At 66.3% G+C, this 19,324-nt stretch carries 16 protein-coding genes; 9 read left to right on the forward strand and 7 right to left on the reverse strand.

The window, feature by feature from the left end; translation table 11 throughout:
• Positions 1-177 precede the first annotated feature (177 nt).
• Genes EEB18_RS12970 through EEB18_RS12980 form a run of 3 tightly spaced genes read left to right on the forward strand, consistent with a single transcriptional unit; the run spans position 178 to position 2,437 of the window.
• Entirely contained in the window at positions 178-642 is a 465-nt protein-coding gene (locus EEB18_RS12970) for a DUF1203 domain-containing protein (protein ID WP_187141289.1), read from the forward strand.
• A gap of 2 nt (positions 643-644) precedes the next feature.
• Complete coding sequence (ada, locus tag EEB18_RS12975; protein ID WP_187141290.1) at positions 645-1,679, forward strand: bifunctional DNA-binding transcriptional regulator/O6-methylguanine-DNA methyltransferase Ada; 1,035 nt, start codon at positions 645-647, stop codon at positions 1,677-1,679.
• Positions 1,679-2,437 (forward strand): isocitrate lyase/phosphoenolpyruvate mutase family protein, encoded by a 759-nt coding sequence (locus EEB18_RS12980; RefSeq protein ID WP_187141291.1) that lies wholly within the window; start codon positions 1,679-1,681, stop codon positions 2,435-2,437. Before ada ends, EEB18_RS12980 begins: the two co-directional genes overlap by 1 nt.
• Here EEB18_RS12980 and EEB18_RS12985 read toward each other — a convergent pair.
• From EEB18_RS12985 to EEB18_RS12995, 3 genes are all read right to left on the reverse strand, one after another.
• On the reverse strand, positions 2,431-3,921 hold the full coding sequence (locus EEB18_RS12985; RefSeq protein WP_187141292.1) for a tetratricopeptide repeat protein: 1,491 nt from the start codon (positions 3,919-3,921) through the stop codon (positions 2,431-2,433). The genes EEB18_RS12980 and EEB18_RS12985 overlap by 7 nt on opposite strands.
• Positions 3,918-5,441: a hypothetical protein gene (locus tag EEB18_RS12990; RefSeq protein ID WP_187141293.1), complete on the reverse strand. Its 1,524-nt coding sequence runs from the start codon at positions 5,439-5,441 to the stop codon at positions 3,918-3,920. Before EEB18_RS12990 ends, EEB18_RS12985 begins: the two co-directional genes overlap by 4 nt.
• A 73-nt stretch (positions 5,442-5,514) precedes the next feature.
• Positions 5,515-7,683, reverse strand: a complete 2,169-nt coding sequence (locus EEB18_RS12995; RefSeq protein WP_187141294.1) for a primosomal protein N' — start codon at positions 7,681-7,683, stop codon at positions 5,515-5,517.
• Between the two features lie 168 nt (positions 7,684-7,851).
• Here EEB18_RS12995 and EEB18_RS13000 point away from each other — a divergent pair, with 168 nt between their 5' ends.
• The gene (locus EEB18_RS13000; protein ID WP_187141295.1) at positions 7,852-8,160 is read left to right on the forward strand and encodes a hypothetical protein; all 309 of its coding nucleotides are present in this window, start codon (positions 7,852-7,854) and stop codon (positions 8,158-8,160) included.
• Here the strand turns inward: EEB18_RS13000 and EEB18_RS13005 are convergent.
• Entirely contained in the window at positions 8,157-9,242 is a 1,086-nt protein-coding gene (locus EEB18_RS13005; protein WP_187141312.1) for a PepSY-associated TM helix domain-containing protein, read from the reverse strand. The two genes, EEB18_RS13000 and EEB18_RS13005, sit on opposite strands and share 4 nt — an antisense overlap.
• A gap of 4 nt (positions 9,243-9,246) precedes the next feature.
• Positions 9,247-11,454 carry a TonB-dependent receptor gene (locus tag EEB18_RS13010; protein ID WP_187141296.1) on the reverse strand — a complete coding sequence of 736 codons (2,208 nt, stop codon included), beginning with the start codon at positions 11,452-11,454 and terminating at the stop codon, positions 9,247-9,249.
• A gap of 143 nt (positions 11,455-11,597) precedes the next feature.
• On the opposite strand from EEB18_RS13010, the gene EEB18_RS13015 reads away from it, so the two are divergent.
• A complete protein-coding gene (locus EEB18_RS13015; RefSeq protein WP_187141297.1) occupies positions 11,598-13,910 on the forward strand; it encodes a patatin-like protein in 2,313 nt (770 codons plus the stop codon).
• 119 nt (positions 13,911-14,029) lie between these two features.
• Here the strand turns inward: EEB18_RS13015 and dnaJ are convergent, their stop codons facing one another.
• Both dnaJ and dnaK read right to left on the reverse strand, forming a co-directional pair.
• A complete protein-coding gene (gene dnaJ, locus EEB18_RS13020; RefSeq protein WP_056345313.1) occupies positions 14,030-15,142 on the reverse strand; it encodes a molecular chaperone DnaJ in 1,113 nt (370 codons plus the stop codon).
• Between the two features lie 59 nt (positions 15,143-15,201).
• A complete protein-coding gene (gene dnaK, locus EEB18_RS13025; RefSeq protein WP_187141298.1) occupies positions 15,202-17,106 on the reverse strand; it encodes a molecular chaperone DnaK in 1,905 nt (634 codons plus the stop codon).
• A gap of 151 nt (positions 17,107-17,257) precedes the next feature.
• On the opposite strand from dnaK, the gene EEB18_RS13030 reads away from it, so the two are divergent.
• Genes EEB18_RS13030 through EEB18_RS13045 form a run of 4 tightly spaced genes read left to right on the forward strand, consistent with a single transcriptional unit; the run spans position 17,258 to position 19,323 of the window.
• Positions 17,258-17,803, forward strand: a complete 546-nt coding sequence (locus EEB18_RS13030) for a copper chaperone PCu(A)C (protein ID WP_187141299.1) — start codon at positions 17,258-17,260, stop codon at positions 17,801-17,803.
• A 6-nt stretch (positions 17,804-17,809) separates the two neighbouring features.
• Positions 17,810-18,298: a vgr related protein gene (locus EEB18_RS13035; RefSeq protein ID WP_187141300.1), complete on the forward strand. Its 489-nt coding sequence runs from the start codon at positions 17,810-17,812 to the stop codon at positions 18,296-18,298.
• Positions 18,280-18,867: a hypothetical protein gene (locus tag EEB18_RS13040; protein WP_262407924.1), complete on the forward strand. Its 588-nt coding sequence runs from the start codon at positions 18,280-18,282 to the stop codon at positions 18,865-18,867. Before EEB18_RS13035 ends, EEB18_RS13040 begins: the two co-directional genes overlap by 19 nt.
• A 12-nt stretch (positions 18,868-18,879) precedes the next feature.
• Positions 18,880-19,323, forward strand: coding sequence for a PH domain-containing protein (locus EEB18_RS13045; RefSeq protein ID WP_187141302.1), 444 nt, complete (start codon positions 18,880-18,882; stop codon positions 19,321-19,323).
• Position 19,324 lies beyond the last annotated feature (1 nt).

Raw genomic sequence — 19,324 nt, forward strand, 5'->3', positions numbered from 1 at the left:
AGGCGGGTCCCGGATCAAGTCCGGGATGACGGAGGAGGGGGCAACGGCGGCAGAAATCCGCCCCAAAACTACCCCCTCCACTCATCCGACGCCCGCTGCGATGTTTGAACGCAAGCATCGGGACGCAGGCTTCGCGGCACGCGGGCATAGGGGTTTCAACGCAGTGAAAGGACCCCCATGACCTATCAGATCACCGGGCTCAGCCCCGATCCCTTCGCGCCCTATTTCGCGATGGACGATGCCGAACTGGCGGTGCACGGCGCCCGCCGCGTCACCGCGGGCGCCGACCGCGGCTTCCCGTGCCGCATCAGCCTGCAGGATGCGCGCGCCGGCGAGGAGCTGATCCTGCTCCACCATGTCAGCCATGACGTCGCGACGCCGTACCGCAGCGCTTATGCCATCTATGTGCGGCCGGGCGTCGAAGCGGCGACCTATGTCGATGCCACGCCGCCGGCATTCGAAGGCCGCCCGCTCGCGCTCCGCGCCTTTGACGCGGGCGGCATGCTGCAGGACGCGCGGCTCGCGGGACCGGGCGAGGCCGACGCGGCGATCCGCGACCTGTTGGCGGGCGATGCCATCGCCTATATCGACGCGCATAATGCCGCGCACGGCTGCTTCGCCGCGCGGATCGAGAGGAAGTGACCATGGCCTTCTCCACCATGACCGATGACGAGCGCTGGGACGCGGTGCAGGCGCGCGACAAGGCCTATGACGGCCGCTTCATCACCGGGGTGCTCACCACCGGCATCTATTGCCGCCCGAGCTGCGCCGCGCGCCATCCCCTGCGCCAGAACGTGTGCTTCTTCGCCGATGGCGCCGCGGCGAGGGCGACCGGCCTGCGCCCGTGCAAGCGCTGCCTGCCCGACGACGTCGCGCGTGACGAGGGTGCGGTGATCAAGGCGATCGCCGCGATCAAGGGCAGCGAGGAGCCGCTCGCACTCGCCGATCTCGCCGCGCGCACCGGCTATTCGCCGACTCATTTCCAGCGCGTCTTCACCCGCCACACCGGCCTGTCGCCCGCCGCTTACGCGCGCGCGCTGCGCGAGGAACGCGCGCGGCAGGCGCTCAGCGAGGGCGCCCGGGTGACCGACGCGATCTACGATGCGGGCTTTTCGGGGCCGTCGCGTTTCTATGACAATATGGAGGGACGCATGGGCATGACGGCGTCGGCTTGGGTCAACGGCGGCAAGGGCTCGACGATCCACTGGGCGGTGGTGCCGACCAGCCTCGGCGAGATGCTCGTCGCGGCGACGACAAAAGGCGTGTGCCGGCTGAGTTTCGCCGAGGGGCGCGAGGCGCTCGAGAAACGCTTCCCCGCCGCCGAGCTGATCGAAGGCGGCAGCGATTTCGCCGCGCTCCTGAAAGAGGTCGTCGACGCGGTCGAGGCGCCGGTGAACGGCTTCGATCATATCCCGATCGACGTGAAGGGCACCGCGTTCCAGGAAGCGGTGTGGCGCGAGCTCAGGAAGATTCCGGCGGGCGAGACGCGCAGCTATGCCAACATCGCCGCGGCGGTCGGCAAGCCGAAGGCGGTGCGCGCGGCGGGCAGCGCCAATGGTGCGAACAATGTCGCGGTGCTCATTCCATGCCACCGTGTGCTACGCAGCGACGGAACGCTCGGCGGCTATGCCTATGGCCTGCCGATCAAGGAAGAATTGCTCAAGCGGGAGAGTTTCTGATGTCTGACAAGATTGCGGCTTTCAAGGCGCTCCATATCCCCGGCGATCCGCTGATCCTCGTCAACATCTGGGACGCGGGGAGCGCGAAGGCGGTCGCCGCGGCGGGCGCCAGGGCGATCGCCACCGGCAGTTACGGCGTCGCGGGGGCGCAGGGCCGCGCCGATGGCGAGGATTTCCCGCTCGAAGATGTGTTCGAAAATCTGGCGCGCATCCTGTCGGTTACCGACCTGCCGGTCACGATCGACATGGAATCGGGTTATGGCGCCGACCCCGCGGCAGTCGGCGTCTCGGTCGCTCGCGCGCGCGAAGCCGGCGCGGCGGGGATCAACATGGAGGACCGGTTGCCCGGCGAGACCGCCCTGCTGCCGATAGCGGAGGCCGCCGCGCGCTACCGCGCCGCCGCCGACACCGGCATTTTCGTCAACGCGCGCTGCGACACCTTCCGCGGCGCCGATGTCGCGCAGGATGGCGACACACTCGTCGCCGCGACGCTCGAACGCGCGCGCGCTTATGCCGACGCCGGCGCGGGATCGCTGTTCGTGCCCTTCCTGCTCGATCCGAAATGCATCGGCGCGATCTGCGACGCCTCCCCGCTGCCGGTGAACATCCTGCGCGGCAAGGGCGGCCCGACGCACAAGGAGCTTGCCGCGCTCGGCGTCGCGCGAATCAGCCACGGCCACCAGCCATGGGCGGCGGCGATGGCGTGGCTCACGGCGCAGGCGAGCCAAGTGCTGGGCGGCGCCGAACCCGATTATTGAGCGGGGCCGACACCCGCAAAACGCTTGATCATATCGGACGCCATGGCGGTATCGGCGCCTCCGTGCGGCATGTTCGCGATCGGTTGCAGCAGGGCCACGACATCGGCTTTGCGGTTGTCGCGAAGATAAAGTTCGAGGAGGGCCATGCGCCACGCGCTGTTGGCCGGCTCGATCGCCAGCGCCCTGGCCAGATATTGTGCGGCTTGCGATGATGCGCCCTCCGCCTCGCGGACATTCTCGAACATCGCGACGAGCGCATCGACATTGTCGGGTTCAGCCTTCAACACGCCCTGCAGTGTCGCGCGCGACGCGGCGACCGTCTGCTGAAACTTGGCCGGCGGCCCTTCGTCGGCGCGGCGCGTCATCAGTCGCGCCTGCAGGATCCGGTCTTCGGCCGTCGTGCCGGCGGGGTCAAGCAGCGCCGCGATGTCGTCGCTGCCGACTTCGTCGCTGTCCATCAGCAGGAAGAGTTTCGCGACATATCGGCCGACCACGCGATCGTCGGGATTGCCTTTGGCGAGATCGAGGGCCTGGCGGCTCAGCGCGGCCGTCGCTTCGGTCGCGTCGCGATGCTGGCTGATCTGCGATCCGCGCCGATACATCTCGAGCCGCAGGCCGATCAATCCGACCTCGCCGGGGCTGAGCGGGCGGAGCTGAATCGTCGATGCGTCGGCGGGCGCGACGGTCACCTGCTTTTCCGGCGGAAGTCCGTCGGCGAACCACGCCGCTACATCGCGATCGAGCTGCGCCGGCCCGCCCGCGAACAGGCTCGGGTCGGGCTTTCCATTCCGTCGTGCCGTTTCCAGATAGGCCTTGATTCCCGGCGCCTGCGGACCGCCCATGAAATAGTGGCTCGTGATCAGCCAGCCTTGCGCATAAAAGCGCCCGATCTGCTCGTCGCCCTGACGAAAGTCGGGCATGACGCCCATCCTTGAAAAGGGCAGTCCGCCGAGCTTGAGGAGAATGATCGACGCTTCCTCATGCGGCGCGCCATAGCGCATGATGCCATCGGACCCGCGATGGGCGGTCTCGAAGAAGCTCGCCAGCCCCTCGATGAACCAGCCCGGATATTGCCGGCCCAGATGCCGGACCATGAAATAGTGGGTATATTCGTGCCGCAGTGTTCGTGTCGCGTCATAGGGCGAATATTCGGCGGTATCGCGCGCCGGCAGCAGCGCGAAATTCTCCATCGGATTGGCATTGAAAAAGCCGGCCGCCAGCGCGGGCATACCCGACTCCGCGACGAGCTGCGCATGGTCGCCATAGATGATCATTTCGATCCGGCGCCCGCGCCCCGGCCCGGTCACCCCGAGTATCTGGCGCAGCAGCCGGTCATGGTCGAGCAGCTGGACGCCGAGCGCGCGCAGCGCTTCGGGTTCCATGTCGGCCTGCAGCGCGAATTCGGCGGTTTCGATGCGCTGCCATTCGGCGTGTGCGGGCGGCGCGAAGGCCAGCAGCAAAAGCGCCGCGAGCAGGGCCCTCATTCGGCCGCCGCCGCGTCGCTCTTGGCCTTGCTCCGATCGCGCATCGCTTCGAGCTGGTTCAGTAAGTCCTCGCCGCCGCCGCCGTGTGGGTCGAAGGCGACCGACTTTGCCAGCTTGATGGCCGGTTCGAAATCGCCCTTGTTGGCGAGAGAAAAGGCATATTCCATGCGCAGCTGGATATCCTCGGGCGCCAGCGAAAAGGCCTGCGCAAGCCCCTGGATGGCGATGTCGGGCGGCATTACGCCCTGATCGACGAAGCTTCGGAAATAGGCGTAGAGCGGTACCGGGTCGTCGGGATTGGTGCGATTGGCATGCGCGATCGGCTTGCGCACCTCGCGCCAGGCGGCGGCGGTGAAATCATTCTTCTTGTCCATGTCGAGCGCCAGCAGCCGGCCGAGCAGGACATTGGCGCGGACATGATCGGCGTCGAGCGCCAGCGCCTTGTCGGTCGCCGCCCGCACGGCGGCCAGATCGCGCTCTTCCTCGTCGATCTCCCATTCGGCCATCGCCAGCTCGAACCAGGCATTGGCATGGCCGGGGTGCAGTGCGGTCAGCCCCCGCAACTGGTCGCGCACCCTGACAAGGCGTTCCTTGTCGCGGCTCGCGCTCATCCGTTCGAGCCGCAGATCGATCAGCGCATCTTCGGCCGCCACCAGCGGCGTGATCGCGATATTGCCGGGGATAGCGATCGGTTCGAGCGAGGTGCGATAGGTGAGCGGGCGCAGGGTGTAGCGATTAAGATCCTTGTCGAGCTGCGCGAGATCGCCGAACGCCTCGACCGCCGCCTTCTTCGCCTCCTCGCCGCGATTGATCGCTTCGATATATTTGGTGAGCTGCCCGGCGCGCGAGGCGTCGTTGTAGAGCATGTGCGTCAGGATCCACGAGCGTCCGTAATAGACGTCGACCTGGCCCGAATTGCGCATCGCGCCGGGCTGGACGAACAGCAGTTTCTCGGCCGGTATCTTCGGCATTTCGAGCAGGCCATAGGCGCGGCCATAGGCTGGCCGGCCGATTTCGGCCTTGCCCTCGCGGTTGAAATCGACGGTCGAATAATATTCGGCGAAGCCCTCGATGAACCATGCGGGGAAGGCCGCATGGACATAGCGTTTCATGAAATGATGGCCATATTCGTGAAACAGGGTCTGCTGCGATTGCGGGGTGCCCAGGCCGCCGCCCAGATCCTCGCGATGCGACACGGCAAAGCTGCCTTCGGGGTCGGGGCTGTAAAAACCGGCGATCGACGAACCGCGCTTGCCCGACATCAGTCGCCCGGCATCCTCGGCACGGGGCAGGAGGTAGATGGTCAGCCGGTTCGGCTCCTTGCCCCCCGGCACCTTGAAGCGAAAGCGCAGCGTCGCATCGAAGCGTTGCAGATTCTCCGCGAAATCGCGCAGCGACCGCTCATTGCCCTCGCTGTAGATGATGAAATTGTCGGTGTCGGCGCGCAGCCATTTGGCCTGTGCGCCCGTCGCCGCCAGCGCCGCGATCAGCGCCAGCGCCGCCATTGCCCCCTTATGCATGTCTCATCCCCCGGCACACCCCTCTGCCCGGCCATGCTGCCAAGCAGGCGGCGGGCTGTAAAGCCCTGACCCGTCAAACGAAACTATAGGGGTCGATGTCGATCGCCAGCCGCGCCTTCGACGGCCAGTCGATCTGGCCGACCCACTCGCGGATCGTGCCTTGCAGGTCGAAGCTGCGCGGCGCGTGGAGCAACAGGCGGAAACGGTGGCGGCCGCGCAGCATCGCGAGCGGGGCGGGGGCGGGGCCATAGACGGCAAGACCCTCGGCGACCGGGGCTTTCTGCCCCAGCCGCTGCGCGACGCCGCGCGCGACTTCGATATCCTCCGACGAAATCACCAGCGCGGCGAAGCGGCCATAGGGCGGGGCGCCGGCGTGCTTTCGCGCCGCGGCCTCGGCGGCATAGAAACCGTCGCGGTCGTTCGCGACCAGCGCCGCCATCACCGGCGCGTCGGGCACACGCGTCTGGATCAGTACCTCGCCGGGCTTCACCCCGCGCCCGGCGCGCCCCGCGACCTGCGCGATCTGCTGGAAGGTGCGCTCCGACGCGCGCAGGTCGCCGCCGTCGAGCCCGAGGTCGGCGTCGACCACCCCGACGAGGGTGAGGTTCGGGAAATGATAGCCCTTGGTGACGAGCTGGGTGCCGATGATGATGTCGACCAGCCCGCCCTCGACATTGTCGACGAATTCTGCGGCTTTGGCGGGCGACCAGAGCGTATCGCTGGTGACGATCGCGACGCGTGCCTCAGGGAAACGCAGGCGCACCTCGTCAGCGACGCGTTCGACCCCGGGTCCGCAGGCGACGAGGCTGTCCTCATCCTCGCATTCGGGGCACAGTCGCGGCGGCGGCATGACATGGCCGCAATGATGGCAGGCAAGGCGGTGGACGAGCCGGTGCTCGACCATCCACGCGGTGCAGTTCGGGCACTGGATGCGGTGGCCGCAGGTGCGGCACAAGGTCAGCGGCGCGAAGCCGCGGCGATTGAGGAACAGCAGGCTCTGCTCGCCCTTGGCAAGCCGGTCCGCAAGCGCGTCGACGAGCGGCGGCGCGAGCCAGGTGCCGCGATCGGGCGGGTCCTGCCGCATGTCGATCGCGGCGAGATCGGGCAGCGTCGCGCCGCCGAAGCGCGCGGGCAGCTGGATATGGCGATAGCGCCCCGCCTCGACCATCGCGAGGCTTTCGAGCGCCGGGGTCGCACTCGCGAGGACCACCGGCAGCCCTTCGAAATGCCCGCGCATCACCGCGACGTCGCGCGCGTGATAATGGACGCCATCCTCCTGCTTGAAGCTTGTTTCATGCGCTTCGTCGACGACGATCACGCCGAGCTTGGCGTAGGGCAGGAACAGTGCCGAGCGCGCGCCGATGACGATGCGCGCGTCACCGTTCGCGATGGCATGCCAGGCGCGGCGGCGCTCGGCCGAGCGGAGGCCTGAATGCCACCCAACCGGCTCGCAGCCGAAGCGCGCCGCAAAGCGGGTCAACATCGGCTCGGTCAGCGCGATTTCGGGGAGTAGCACCAGCGCCTGCTTGCCCGCGTCGATCGCGGCGGCGATCGCCTCCATATAGACTTCGGTCTTGCCCGACCCGGTGACCCCGTCGAGCAGCAGCGTCTCGAATTTTTCGGCTGCCACCGCCGCGATCAGCCGCGCCGCCGCCGCTGTCTGTTCGTCCGACAGGTCGGGCGGCGCGAAGGCCGAATCGGGAGCGGGATAAGGCGCGTCGGCCGAAACCGCGACCGCCTCGAGCGCGCCGCTGTTCACCAGCCCGCGCACCACCGCCTCGCTGACCTCGGCGAGCGCCGCGAGTTCGCGCACCGTGCCCTGCGAGCGGCCGATCATGTCGAGCGCGACCGTCCGCTGCGGGGTCATCCGCTTGGGCAGCTCACCCGTCGCGCGATATTCGATGATCGGGCGCCGCGCATCGGCGAAGGCGACCCCGGGCAGCACCATGCGCAGCACCGACCCCGGCGGCGCGAGATAATAGTCGCTCGTCCATTCGACCAGCTTGCGCAAGGGTGCCTGCACCGGCGGTACCGGCACCACCTCGAATAAATTGCGCAGCCGGTTGTCGCCGACCGGATCGGGGGCACCGAAGCTTTGGTCCTCCCAGATCACCCCGCCGAGTCGGCGAGGCCCGAGCGGCGCGACGACGACGCTGCCGAGCGCGGCCTCCATGCCATAAGGCACCCGGTAATCGAGCGGGCCGAGCGCGGCGGTGAGGAGCAGGGTGCGGGCACGGGTCATGGGGTCGGGCAGGATATAGGGCTGCCGGTAAAATAGGAAAGCGGTGTGGAGGGTGACAGTCGATGGCGTCTGCCTTGCCAAGGGATAGATTTATCAATTCTTCCCCGAATCACCGGGAGCACCTACGTTCGGGAGCTAGATTTTCTCAAGCTGAGTGGGGAGGTTCGGATGACCAGTTATGTGATGAAGGATGCGAATCCGGACGATTTTGACACGATTTATGCCACCCATCCCGCCTTACCGGACACCTACATTGGATATGCGTTGGACGATGGAACGCTACATCGCGTACCCGTCGTACTATGGGCTGTATTATCAAATGGCTCACCTGAGCCGATATCAATGGATGGCGTCTGGGGTGGAACAAGCCAAGATAACAATTTCGTGATTTTTCCTGACGGGCACTGCGCACGCTACGAGCAATGTTGGGATACGATTGAGGAGGCTATTGCAGCGTTACGCAAAAAGTCGGCTTAGCCGGTCACCAGCGCCGCCTTCTTCGCTGGGCGCTTCGCGGGCTTCGGACGCCTGAACCAGAAGCTCCACACCGCGAAGCTGCCGAGCATAGTCATCGCGAGGCCGGAGAGCGTCATCAATATCCGCCAGCTCCAGCCGCCGACCTTCGATGCATGGATCGGGAAGGCCATGTTGAACGCCTGCGCGCCGCCGGGCATCGCCAGCGCATCGCGCGCGCCGAGCACTTCGCCCGTCGCGGCGTCGAACCACAATGTCGAACGGCCGTTGGGCAACCATTCGGCCTGCTGGCGCATCCGCAGCATGATCGCGTCGCCGGGCTTGCGCGGCAGCGACAGGATGCGGAACTCGGCATCGGGAAAGCGCCGTCGCGCTTCGGTCAGCATCATGGCATAATCGGGTTTCGCGGCGAGCGGGCCGCCGCTGTATTTCGGCGGCTCGATCGCCCTGGCGGCCTCGACCGGCGATCCGAAGGGGGCGATCATCACCATCGCAAAGGGACGGAAGATCATCATCGTGCCGGTGACGACCGAGATCAGCAACAGCGGTGCCATGACCACGCCCAGGTCGCGATGCTGCATCACGATCGCGGGGCGGCTCATCCGCTTCGGCCACAGCCGCAGCCTGAAGGTCTTTCGCGTCCGCCACCACAGGACGACGCCTGAAATCACGAAGAACAGGCCGGCCAGCCCGGCGATGCCGATCACCCATTCGCCGCTGTCGCCCGCGAACAGATGATGATGGAAATCAAAGATCCACAGCTCGGGCCGCTCCCACTGGCTCGCCCAGCGTGTGACGACCTCGCCCGACTGGCTGGCATAGGCGCCCGCCTCCTTGCCGAAGCGGAGCTGGTGGAGCCCGAAACGCTCGTCGGCATAGATGATGCCCTGTGCGCCGGGCATCGCCATCAGTCGCTCGGTCGTCGCGGCGACCGTGGGCAGGTCGCCGCGTAGTGCGTCGCCGGTGCCCGGCAGCCCGATCCACAGATGCTCATAGAGCAGGATCGTGCCCGACAGCCCGAGCAGCGCGAGGACGAGGCCGAGCAGGCCCCCGGTCCAGCGATGGAGGGTGTCGAGCAGCGTCATCATGTTAGAAGCGATAGTCCCAGCCAAGCGTGAAGGTTCGCCCGCGTCCCGCAAAGAAGGCAAGATTGTCGGTCGGCAGCCGCGTGTCGCTCGAATAGTCGATGTAGAATTTGTCGAACAGGTTCTGGACGCTCAGGCTGAGTCCGCCAAAGCCGGTCTGGTACCGGATGCTGGCATCGGTGAGGTTGTAGCCGCCGAAATTGTTGCGCTGGTCGGGGTTCACCTTGCCGTGGAAGCTCTTCGACAGGAAGAATTGCGTCTGCACCAGCGCCGAGAGAGGCCCCTTGTTGTAGCTCGCGTTGAGGTTCAGGCGGTCGGGCGAGATGTTGGTGCCATCGAGGTCGGTGTCGACGATCCCATCGGGGTTCGCGCTGTCGCTGTCATACCGGCCCTGCAGATGCGCATAGCCGACGCCAAGCTTCAGCCCGTCGATCGGCATCGCGACGCGCAGGTTGAGTTCGAGCCCCTCGATTTCGACGCGTTGGCGCTGGACGTCGAAGATGCGGTCGGGCCGCGCGATGAGCAGCTGGCCCTTGTCGCTCGACGACCAGAAATAGGTCGCGCTGGCATCGAGCGGGCCGCGCTTCAACTCGACGCCGATCTCGCGGTTGTTCGATACGATCGGCGAGATGTCGAGGAAGCTGTCGAGGTCGACCCCGGTGCGGTTCACCGCGCGGGTGATGCGACCGATGTCGGGCACGGTGAAGCCTTCGGCGTAGCTCGCATAGGCGCGGATGCCCGCCCATGGCTCGACGATCACGCCCCCGTTGATCAGCAGGTCCTGGAACTTGGGCTTGCCGCCCGCGACGTCGACGCCGCCATAGGTTGCGGCGCCGCAGTTGGTGGTGACGGTCGCCGAGCAGGCGACGAAGGTGGTCGAGGCGAGCGTGTGATAATCATCGATTTTGATCTTCACATTTTCCCAGCGCACCCCGCCCGCGAGGCGGACGAGACCGTCGAACAATTTGAGGTTCGCCTGGCCGAAGGGCGCGAGGCTGCGGAAATCGCTCGGCGGTACCCAGACGCGCCCGGTCGCGATCAGCGCCTGCTCGGTCTTGTCGACGAGCGCGTCGAAACCGACCGTGACGGTCAGGTCCTCGAAGCCGGGGACCGCACGTTCATAGCTGAGCTTGGCACCCAGCTTGCGGCTGCGGTTCTGCGACTGGTCGAACAGCGTGCCGACGGGAGCGAGCGCGGGATCCTGAAAGGTCGCCTGTGTATTCACCTCGCCGCCAAAGGTGTCGCGGCTGCGGTTGAAGAAGATCTGGCTGACGAAATTGCCGCCGCCCACGTCGGTGTCGGTTAGCGACAGCGCGACGCTTTCGGTACGGTTCTGCGCCGCTTCGCCCGGCGGGGTGCCGCGCACCGCGCTGGTCGGCACGCCGGTCAGGCGGTTGCCGGCGAGCGCGACATAGTCGCCGTCGCCCTTGAGCTCGAAACGGCTGGCGGTCAGGTCGAGACGCGCCGTGGACGAAAGTTCGTAGCCGAGGCGCGCGAACAGCGAGAGCGTTTGCGAATCCTGCGTCTCGCCTTGCGTCAGGTTGATACCGATACGGCGGCCGTCGCCGTCGTAAAACGCGCCGCGCCTTTCGAATGCGGCGCCGACGGTCGCATCGAAGCGGCCGGCCTTATACTGGACGAGGCCCGCGACCTTGCCGCCCAGCCCGTCCTTGCTGAAGCCATCGTCGGCTGTGCCCTGCAGCAGGAAGCGACCACCGAGACCCTCGGTTCTCGGCGCGCCGACGGTGACCTGGTTGACGATGCCGCCGGTGCCGCCGACCCCTTGCAGCGCGTTCGACCCATAGATCAGCTCGACGCGGTCGATGAAGAAGCCGTCGATGGTGAAGCCATCGCGACTGCCGTCGCGCATCGGGGTCGACTGCGGGATGCCGTTGATCGCATAGAGCGGCGAGCGGCCGCGCAGCGTCTCGCCCGCGCCCGAGAGCTTCTGGCGCGTCGGTGAGAAACTGGGGGTCAGGCTCGATACCGCGTCGGTGATCGATCCCGATATCGCGATCTGCTGGTCGAGCGTGTCCTTGCCGATGATGTCGATGGTCAGCGGCAGGGCGTTCGGCGGCAAGATGGTGCGCGCCGCTGTGACGACGATCGTGTCTTCACCTGTCCCCTTGTCGGTCGCGGTGTCGTCCTGCGCGACGGCGGGGAAGGACAGCATGGTGCAAGCCAGCATGGCGGCGGCAAATTTGCGATTCATTCTCAGCTCCTGTTTGCAAGAGCCGCTAATGCGAATGATTTGCATAGGCAAGAGAAAAGCCCGAAGAATCGCTTGGCAGGCGGCTTTGTCGCCGGGCCGTGGAAAATTGGCCACACCAGGGAAAGCGCGCTATCAGCCTGACCATGCGCGAGAAGGAACTGCGTTTCGCCTTGATTTGCTACGGCGGCATCAGCCTCGCCGTCTATATGCACGGCATCACCAAGGAGGTGTGGCGGCTCGCCGCGGCGTCGCGCGCCTTCCACGACGGCGGTCCGCTCAGCGGCGTCGGGACTGTCTATCGCGACCTGCTCGCGTCCATCGCCGAACGCAGCACCATCCGCCTGCGCGTGCTCGCCGACATCGTCGCGGGCGCCAGCGCGGGCGGGATCAACGGTATCTTCCTCGCACGCGCACTCGCCACCGGCCAGTCGCTCGACCCGCTCACCGACCTGTGGCTCGACGATGCCGACGTCGATCATCTGATCGACCCCGACGCGCGGCCTTTGTCGGCGGCGACCAAATTCTGGGCGGTGCCGATCGCCGGCTGGATGATGAAGAAGCGCGGCAATGTCATCGACCGCACGGTGGGCGAAGGCGCGCAGGACGAGGTGCGCGCGAAGCTGTCGCGCTTCGTGCGGGCGCGCTGGTTCGAACCGCCCTTCGGTGGCGAGACCTTTTCGAACCTGCTCCTCGATGCCTTCGACGCGATGGACCAAGGGCCGCGCGGACCCGCGCTGGTGCCGGCGGGGCAGCCCGTCGACCTGTTCGTTTCGGTCACCGATTTTGCCGGCCACCGCGTCTCGCTGTCGCTCAACAGCCCGCCGCGCGTGACCGAGGACGAGCATCGCCTGATTCTCCATTTCCGTCAGGACAGCCGTGCCGGCAAGGCGCTCGACGACGTCCCCGGCCTCGCTGCCGCGGCGCGCGCAACCGCGAGCTTTCCGGGCGCATTCCCGCCCTTCACCCTGCGCGAACTCGACCGCGTACTCGACAAGCGCGGGATCGCCTGGCCCGGCCGCGACGGCTTCATCCGCGCGCAGCTGCCCGCAGGCGGCGAGGCCGATCCCGCCGACCGCGTGCTGATCGACGGCTCAGTGCTCGCCAACGCGCCTTTCCGCCCCGCGATCGCCGCGCTTAAACAGCGCCCGGCGCGGCGCGAGATCGATCGCCGCTTCATCTATATCGACCCGAAACCCGATTATCGCTCGATCAGCTTCGGCAAGCCCGGCGAAACCGCGGAGGGCGATGCCCCGCGCCTGCCCGGTTTCCTGCCGACGATCCTCGGCGCGATGTCTGAAATCCCCCGCGAACAGCCGATCCGCGACAATGTCGAGGCGATCGAGGGCATGTCGCGCCGCATCCGCCGGATGCAACATATCCTCGACGCGATGAAGGTAGAGGTCGAAGAGCAAGTGGCCGCGCTTTTCGGCACCACCTTCTTCCTCGACACCCCGACCACCGCCCGGCTCGCCAAATGGCGCGCCAAGGCGCAGGAACAGGCGGCCGAACGCGCGGGCTTCGCCTTCTCGCCCTATGGCCACCTCAAGCTGTCGGCGATGGTCGAGGACCTGGTCGGCATCGTCGATCGCCTCGCCCCGCCCGAAGGCGACATCCATCGCCGCAATCGCCGCCAGCAGCTCTGGGACGAGGTGCGCGCACGCGGGCTCGACCGTATTTCGGGCAGGCGCGGCGCGGGGGCGAGCAATGACGCCGTCACCTTCTTCCGCACCCACGATCTCGGTTTCCGCGTGCGCCGCCTGCGCTTCCTCGCGCGCGAGCTCGACCGGGTGGTCGAGGCGCAGCGCGATTCGCGCGACCCCGCGTGCGACGCGATGCGCGACACCATCTACGACGCACTCGGCGTCTATCTGGAGCGCGAGGGCGACAGCTGGTTCGCCGATCTCGATATCTCGGCCGACGCCGATGCCGGCCAGTGGATCGACGCCATCGCCGCGCGCCGCGACCTGATCGGCGCCGACGCCGCCGCCGACGCGCTGATCGCCGAGGGCCTCGGCGCCCTGCCCAAGGACGACCGGCGCGCACTGCTGCTCGCCTATCTCGGTTACCCCTTCTACGACATCGCGACGCTGCCGCTGCTCCAGGGCGAGGGGTTCGACGAGTTCGATCCGATCAAGATCGACCGCATCTCGCCGTCGGACGCCACCGCGATCCGTAGCGGCGGCGCGGCGGCGATGCTCAAAGGGATCGAGTTCAACAGCTTCGGCGCCTTCTTCAGCCGCGCCTATCGCGAGAACGACTATCTCTGGGGCCGCCTCCACGGCGCCGACCGGCTGATCGACATCGTCGCGTCGAGCGTAACAGGCGATGCAGCGCTGCCCGCCGACGAACTGAAAGCGATCAAACACCGCGCGTTCCACGCGATTCTCGACGAGGAGGAGGAGCGGCTGCCCAAGGTCGCGGCGCTGATCGCGGAATTGCGGAAAGAAATCGGCTGACCACAAATGTCATCCCCGCGAAAGCGGGGATCCAGTGCGTGATTCGGCTTTCTTCACCCCTAGGTTCCCGCTTTCGCGGGAATGACGATGTTATGACATTCGCGGCGACCGCGGCGCGATCAATCCGTCAGATCGTCCCACATTTCCTTGATCCGTCCGAAAAAGCCCTGACTCGCGGGGCATTCGTCGCCGGTCTCGGTTTCGCGGAATTCGGCGAGCAATTCCTTCTGCCGCGCGGTCAGCTTGGTCGGCGTCTCGACGTCGATCTGGACGACCAGGTCGCCATGGCCGCGGCCGTTCAGCACCGGCATGCCGGCGCCGCGCTGGCGCAATTGCTTGCCCGACTGGATGCCCGCCGGGATGCGGATGTCGTGCTTGGCGCCGTCGAGCCCCGGGATGCTGATCTCGCCGCCGAGCGCCGCAGTGGTGAAGCTGATTGGCGCGCGCGTGAACAGCGTCGTGCCCTCGCGTTCGAAGACCTTGTGCCGCGCCATGTGGAGGAAGATGTAGAGGTCGCCCGGCGCCGCGCCGCGCGCGCCGCTCTCACCTTCGCCCGACAGGCGGATGCGCGTGCCTTCGTCGACCCCGGCGGGGACGTTGACGGTCAGCGTCTTGCGCCGATCGACACGGCCTTCGCCATGGCAGGTGTTGCAGGGATCGGCGATGACTTCGCCCGCGCCCTGGCAATTGGGGCAGGTGCGCTCGACCATGAAAAAGCCTTGCTGCGCGCGGACCTTGCCGTGGCCGGCGCAGGTGGTGCAGCGGTTGGTCTGGGTGCCGGGCTTGGCGCCCGATCCGTCGCAGCTGTCGCAGCGCGCCGCGACATCGACCTGGATCTCGCGGGTGACGCCGGTGAAGGCGTCCTCGAGCCGGATTTCCATGTCGTAACGCAGGTCGGCGCCGCGCGCGGGGCCGCGTTGCTGGCGCCCGCCGCCGAAGGCCGAGCCAAAGATCGATTCGAAGATATCGCCGATATCGCCGAAATCGGCATTGCCGCCCGCGCCATGCGGCATGCTCTTGCCGAACCGGTCATAGGCGGCGCGCTTCTGCGGATCGCGCAGGCAGTCATAGGCCTCGCTGATCGCTTTGAAGCGGGCCTCGCTGTCGCCGCACCCCGGATTCTTGTCGGGGTGATATTTCATCGCGAGCTTGCGATAACTCGCCTTCAGCGTCGCGTCGTCGGCGGTGCGCTCGCATTCGAGCAGTTCGTAATAATCGATGTCGAGCGACATAACCCAAATGCCCCCTCAGCCCCGCCGCGCGTCTGGCGCGCGGCGGGGAGAGTTTCTTCTTACTTCTTGTCGTCTTCGACTTCCGAGAATTCGGCGTCGACGACATCTTCGTCGGCTTTCGGAGCCTCGCCATCGGCGCTGGGGGACGCCGCGGCCTGCTGCTCCTGCTCATAGATCGCCTGCCCGAGCTTCATCGCGACCTGCGCGAGCGCCGCCGACTTTTCGGTCATCGCGGTGGCGTCGCCGCCTTCGACCGCGGTCTTGGCTTCGGCAACCGCCGCCTCGATCTCGGCCTTCAGGCTCGCGTCGACCTTGTCACCATGCTCGCGCAGCTGGCTTTCGGTCGAGTGGATCAGGCTTTCGGCGTTGTTCTTCGCCTCGGCGGCCTCGCGGCGCACCTTGTCTTCCTCGGCGAACTGCTCGGCATCCTTGACCATCTGGTCGATGTCGGCGTCCGACAGGCCACCCGACGCCTGGATCTTGATCTGCTGTTCCTTGCCGGTGCCCTTGTCCTTGGCGTGGACCGACACGATGCCGTTGGCGTCGATGTCGAAGGTCACCTCGATCTGCGGCACGCCGCGCGGCGCCGGCGGGATGCCGACCAGGTCGAACTGGCCCAGCGCCTTGTTGTCGGCGGCCATTTCGCGCTCGCCCTGGAACACGCGGATCGTCACCGCCGACTGGTTGTCGTCGGCGGTCGAATAGACCTGCGACTTCTTGGTCGGGATCGTGGTGTTGCGGTCGATCATGCGCGTGAACACGCCGCCCAGCGTCTCGATGCCGAGGCTCAGCGGGGTGACGTCGAGCAGCAGCACGTCCTTGACGTCGCCCTGCAGCACGCCCGCCTGGATCGCGGCGCCGATCGCGACGACTTCATCGGGGTTAACGCCGGTGTGCGGTTCCTTGCCAAAGAAATCCTTCACGACCTCACGCACGCGCGGCATGCGCGTCATGCCGCCGACGAGCACGACCTCGTCGATCTCGCTCGCCGACACGCCGGCATCCTTGATCGCCTTCTTGCACGGCTCGAGGGTACGCTTGACCAGGTCTTCGACCAGTTTCTCCAGGTCGGCGCGGGTGATCGTCTTGACCAGATGCTTCGGACCGCTCGCGTCGGCGGTGATGAAGGGCAGGTTGACTTCGGTCGTCGCGGCCGACGACAGTTCGATCTTCGCCTTTTCGGCGGCTTCCTTCAGCCGCTGCAGCGCCAGCTTGTCGCCGCGCAGGTCGATGCCTTCGTCCTTCTTGAAGGTGTCGGCGAGGAATTCGACGACCTTCGAGTCGAAATCTTCACCGCCGAGGAAGGTGTCGCCGTTGGTCGACTTCACCTCGAACACGCCGTCGCCGACCTCCAGGATCGAGATGTCGAAAGTGCCGCCGCCAAGGTCATAGACCGCGATCGTCTTGTTCTCGGTCTTGTCGAGGCCATAGGCGAGCGCCGCCGCGGTCGGCTCGTTGATGATGCGCAGCACTTCGAGGCCGGCGATCTTGCCGGCGTCCTTGGTCGCCTGGCGCTGGGCGTCGTTGAAGTAAGCGGGAACGGTGATGACCGCTTGCTCGACCTTTTCACCCAGATAGGCTTCGGCGGTTTCCTTCATCTTCTGCAGGATGAACGCGCTGATCTGCGACGGCGAATAATCCTCGCCGCCGGCCTTGACCCACGCATCGCCGGTCGGACCCTTGACGATGGAATAGGGGACGAGTTCCATGTCCTTCTTGGTCATCGGATCGTCGAAGCGGCGGCCGATCAGGCGCTTCACCGCGTAAATGGTGTTTTCGGGATTGGTGACCGCCTGGCGCTTCGCGGGCTGGCCGATCAGCCGCTCGCCGTCCTTGGCGAAGGCGACGATCGACGGCGTCGTGCGCGTGCCTTCCACATTTTCGATAACCTTGGGTTTGCCACCCTCCATCACCGCCACGCAGCTGTTGGTGGTGCCGAGGTCGATCCCGATCACTTTGGCCATAGTTTTACACGTCCTTCATTGTCTCATTGGCGCCCTGAACAGGCACGCCTGGATAGGTTTCTGGCCGCGATATAGGTGCGCTAATCCTTGGCACAAGGACTCATTGGCCTTATCGGGGACAGGAAATTGCCCCTGTTTACGGAGACCCCCGATGAAGTTCTTTGCCCGCCGTCTCTTCCTCGGCGCCACGCTCGCCGCCACCGCGCTCACGCTGGCCGCGTGCGAGGAGAATATGGGCAAGGGGCCGGTGCTCCACATTTCGGGCGGTTCTATCGAAATGGGGGCGACGCCCGACCGGCCGGCGGTCGGTTATTTCACGGTGAAGGGCGGCGATGCGCCGGTCGAACTGGTCGCGGTGTCGGCCGACCTCGCGCAGCGCATCGAGATGCACGAGAGCGTCCGCGAAAACGGCATGATGACGATGAAGTCGATCGACCGCGCCCCGGTCCCGGCGCGCGGCACGCTGGAATTCAAGCAGGGCGGCAAGCATCTGATGATCTGGAACGTCAACCCGGCGGCGGTACGCGCGGGCAAATTGTCGCTCGTCTTCATGTTCACCAACAACGACCGGATCATCGTCGACCTGCCGATCAAGAACGCCTCGACCGCGGCCAGCGGCGGGGCGCCGATGGACCATGGCGCGATGGGTCATGGCGGCGAGGCTGCCGGCAAGGCGGCGGACGCGGCAAAGAAATAAGCGGGAATGGAGCGCGCCGGGCGCCGCCTGACCGACGGAGAGGTCGCGCTCGCGCGCAGCGTGTTCGGCGACGCGATCGATTATGACGCGGTGCGCATCCGGCACCGCAAATGGATCTTCTTCCAGCCGCGCCAGATCGTGATGGCGCCGATGGGGCATCTGCATTTCCACCCGCGCGGCGACGTCTATTGCGACGATTTTTCCTGTCCGGTCAGCGATGCGACGCGTGCCAAGGGGCTGTTCATCCACGAAATGACGCATGTCTGGCAGGCGCAGCAGCGCGGCCGCTGGTACCTCGTCTTCATGCGCCACCCCTTCGCGACCTATGACTACAGCCTCAAACCCGGCTGGCCGCTGCATCGCTACGGGCTCGAACAACAGGCGGAGATCGTGCGCCATTACTGGATGCTGAGCGAGGGCATGACGATCGGCGGCGCGCCGGGGGTCGAGGCCTATCGCGCGATATTGCCCGCCGAATGGAAGGCGATCGTGTGAGCGATTTCGAATTCGTCTTTGCGCTCTACAGCCTGCTCCTCGGCCTTTCGATGGTCGAACTGCTGAGCGGCCTCGGACGCGCGCTGGAAACGCGTTTTGCGGCCGAGGAAAGCCGCGAAAAATTCGCGATCGGCTGGCTGACCCCGTTGCTCGCGATCTTCGTCATGCTCGACCTGCTCTCTTTCTGGCAGGCCGCATGGACGGTGCGCGAGAGTATCGCGGTGTCGGGCCGCACGCTGATGGCGGTCGCCGCCTTTGCCAGCCTCTATTTCCTCGCCGCGCGGCTCGTCTTTCCCTCGCAGCCCGAGGGGTTCGCCAATCTCGACACCCATTATTTCCGCGTCCGCCGCATCGTCCTCGTGCTGCTGCTCGTGCTGCTCGGCGCGCAGCTTGCCTTCTATCTGTCGCATCCGGTGCTCGTCGCCGCGTTCAAACACCCGCTGGTGTGGGGGCTGACCTTCATCCTCGCCGGGCTGATGGTCGCGGCGATGTGGGTGAAGGGCGTCCGCGCCAGTATCGCGATTCTGTCGCTGCTCGTCGCGCGCTATGTCATCGTCTATCTGTTGTAAGGAGAGCCGCCGATGCCCGAAGTCCTCGACCGCTTCCGTTCCTCGACCTGGGGCTGGCTGCGCGGCACCCTGCTCGGCTGGCTGACCCTGTTGCTCTGCCTCGTCGGGGTCGGCTTCATCATCATCGCCGCGATCTGGGTTCACAACCTCGCGGTCACCTACGAACTGACCGAGGACCGGCTGATCCTGCGCAAGGGCATTTTCGTGAAGAGCATCGACGAGATCGAACTCTACCGCGTCAAGAATGTCCGCATGGACTTCACCCTCGTCAACCAATGGGCCGGGATCGGCACCATCGGCCTCGATTCGAGCGACGAGACGACGCGCGACGGCCCGCTGGTGATCCCGCACATCGAACGCGCCGCCGAGCGGCGCGAGGAACTGCGCCGTCTGGTCGACGCCGCGCGCCAGAAGCGCCGCGTCCGCGAACTCGACGTCGCGAGCGACCTGCTCTGAC

Origin of the sequence: Sphingopyxis sp. OPL5, assembly GCF_003797775.2 — a bacterium.
GTDB lineage: Bacteria > Pseudomonadota > Alphaproteobacteria > Sphingomonadales > Sphingomonadaceae > Sphingopyxis.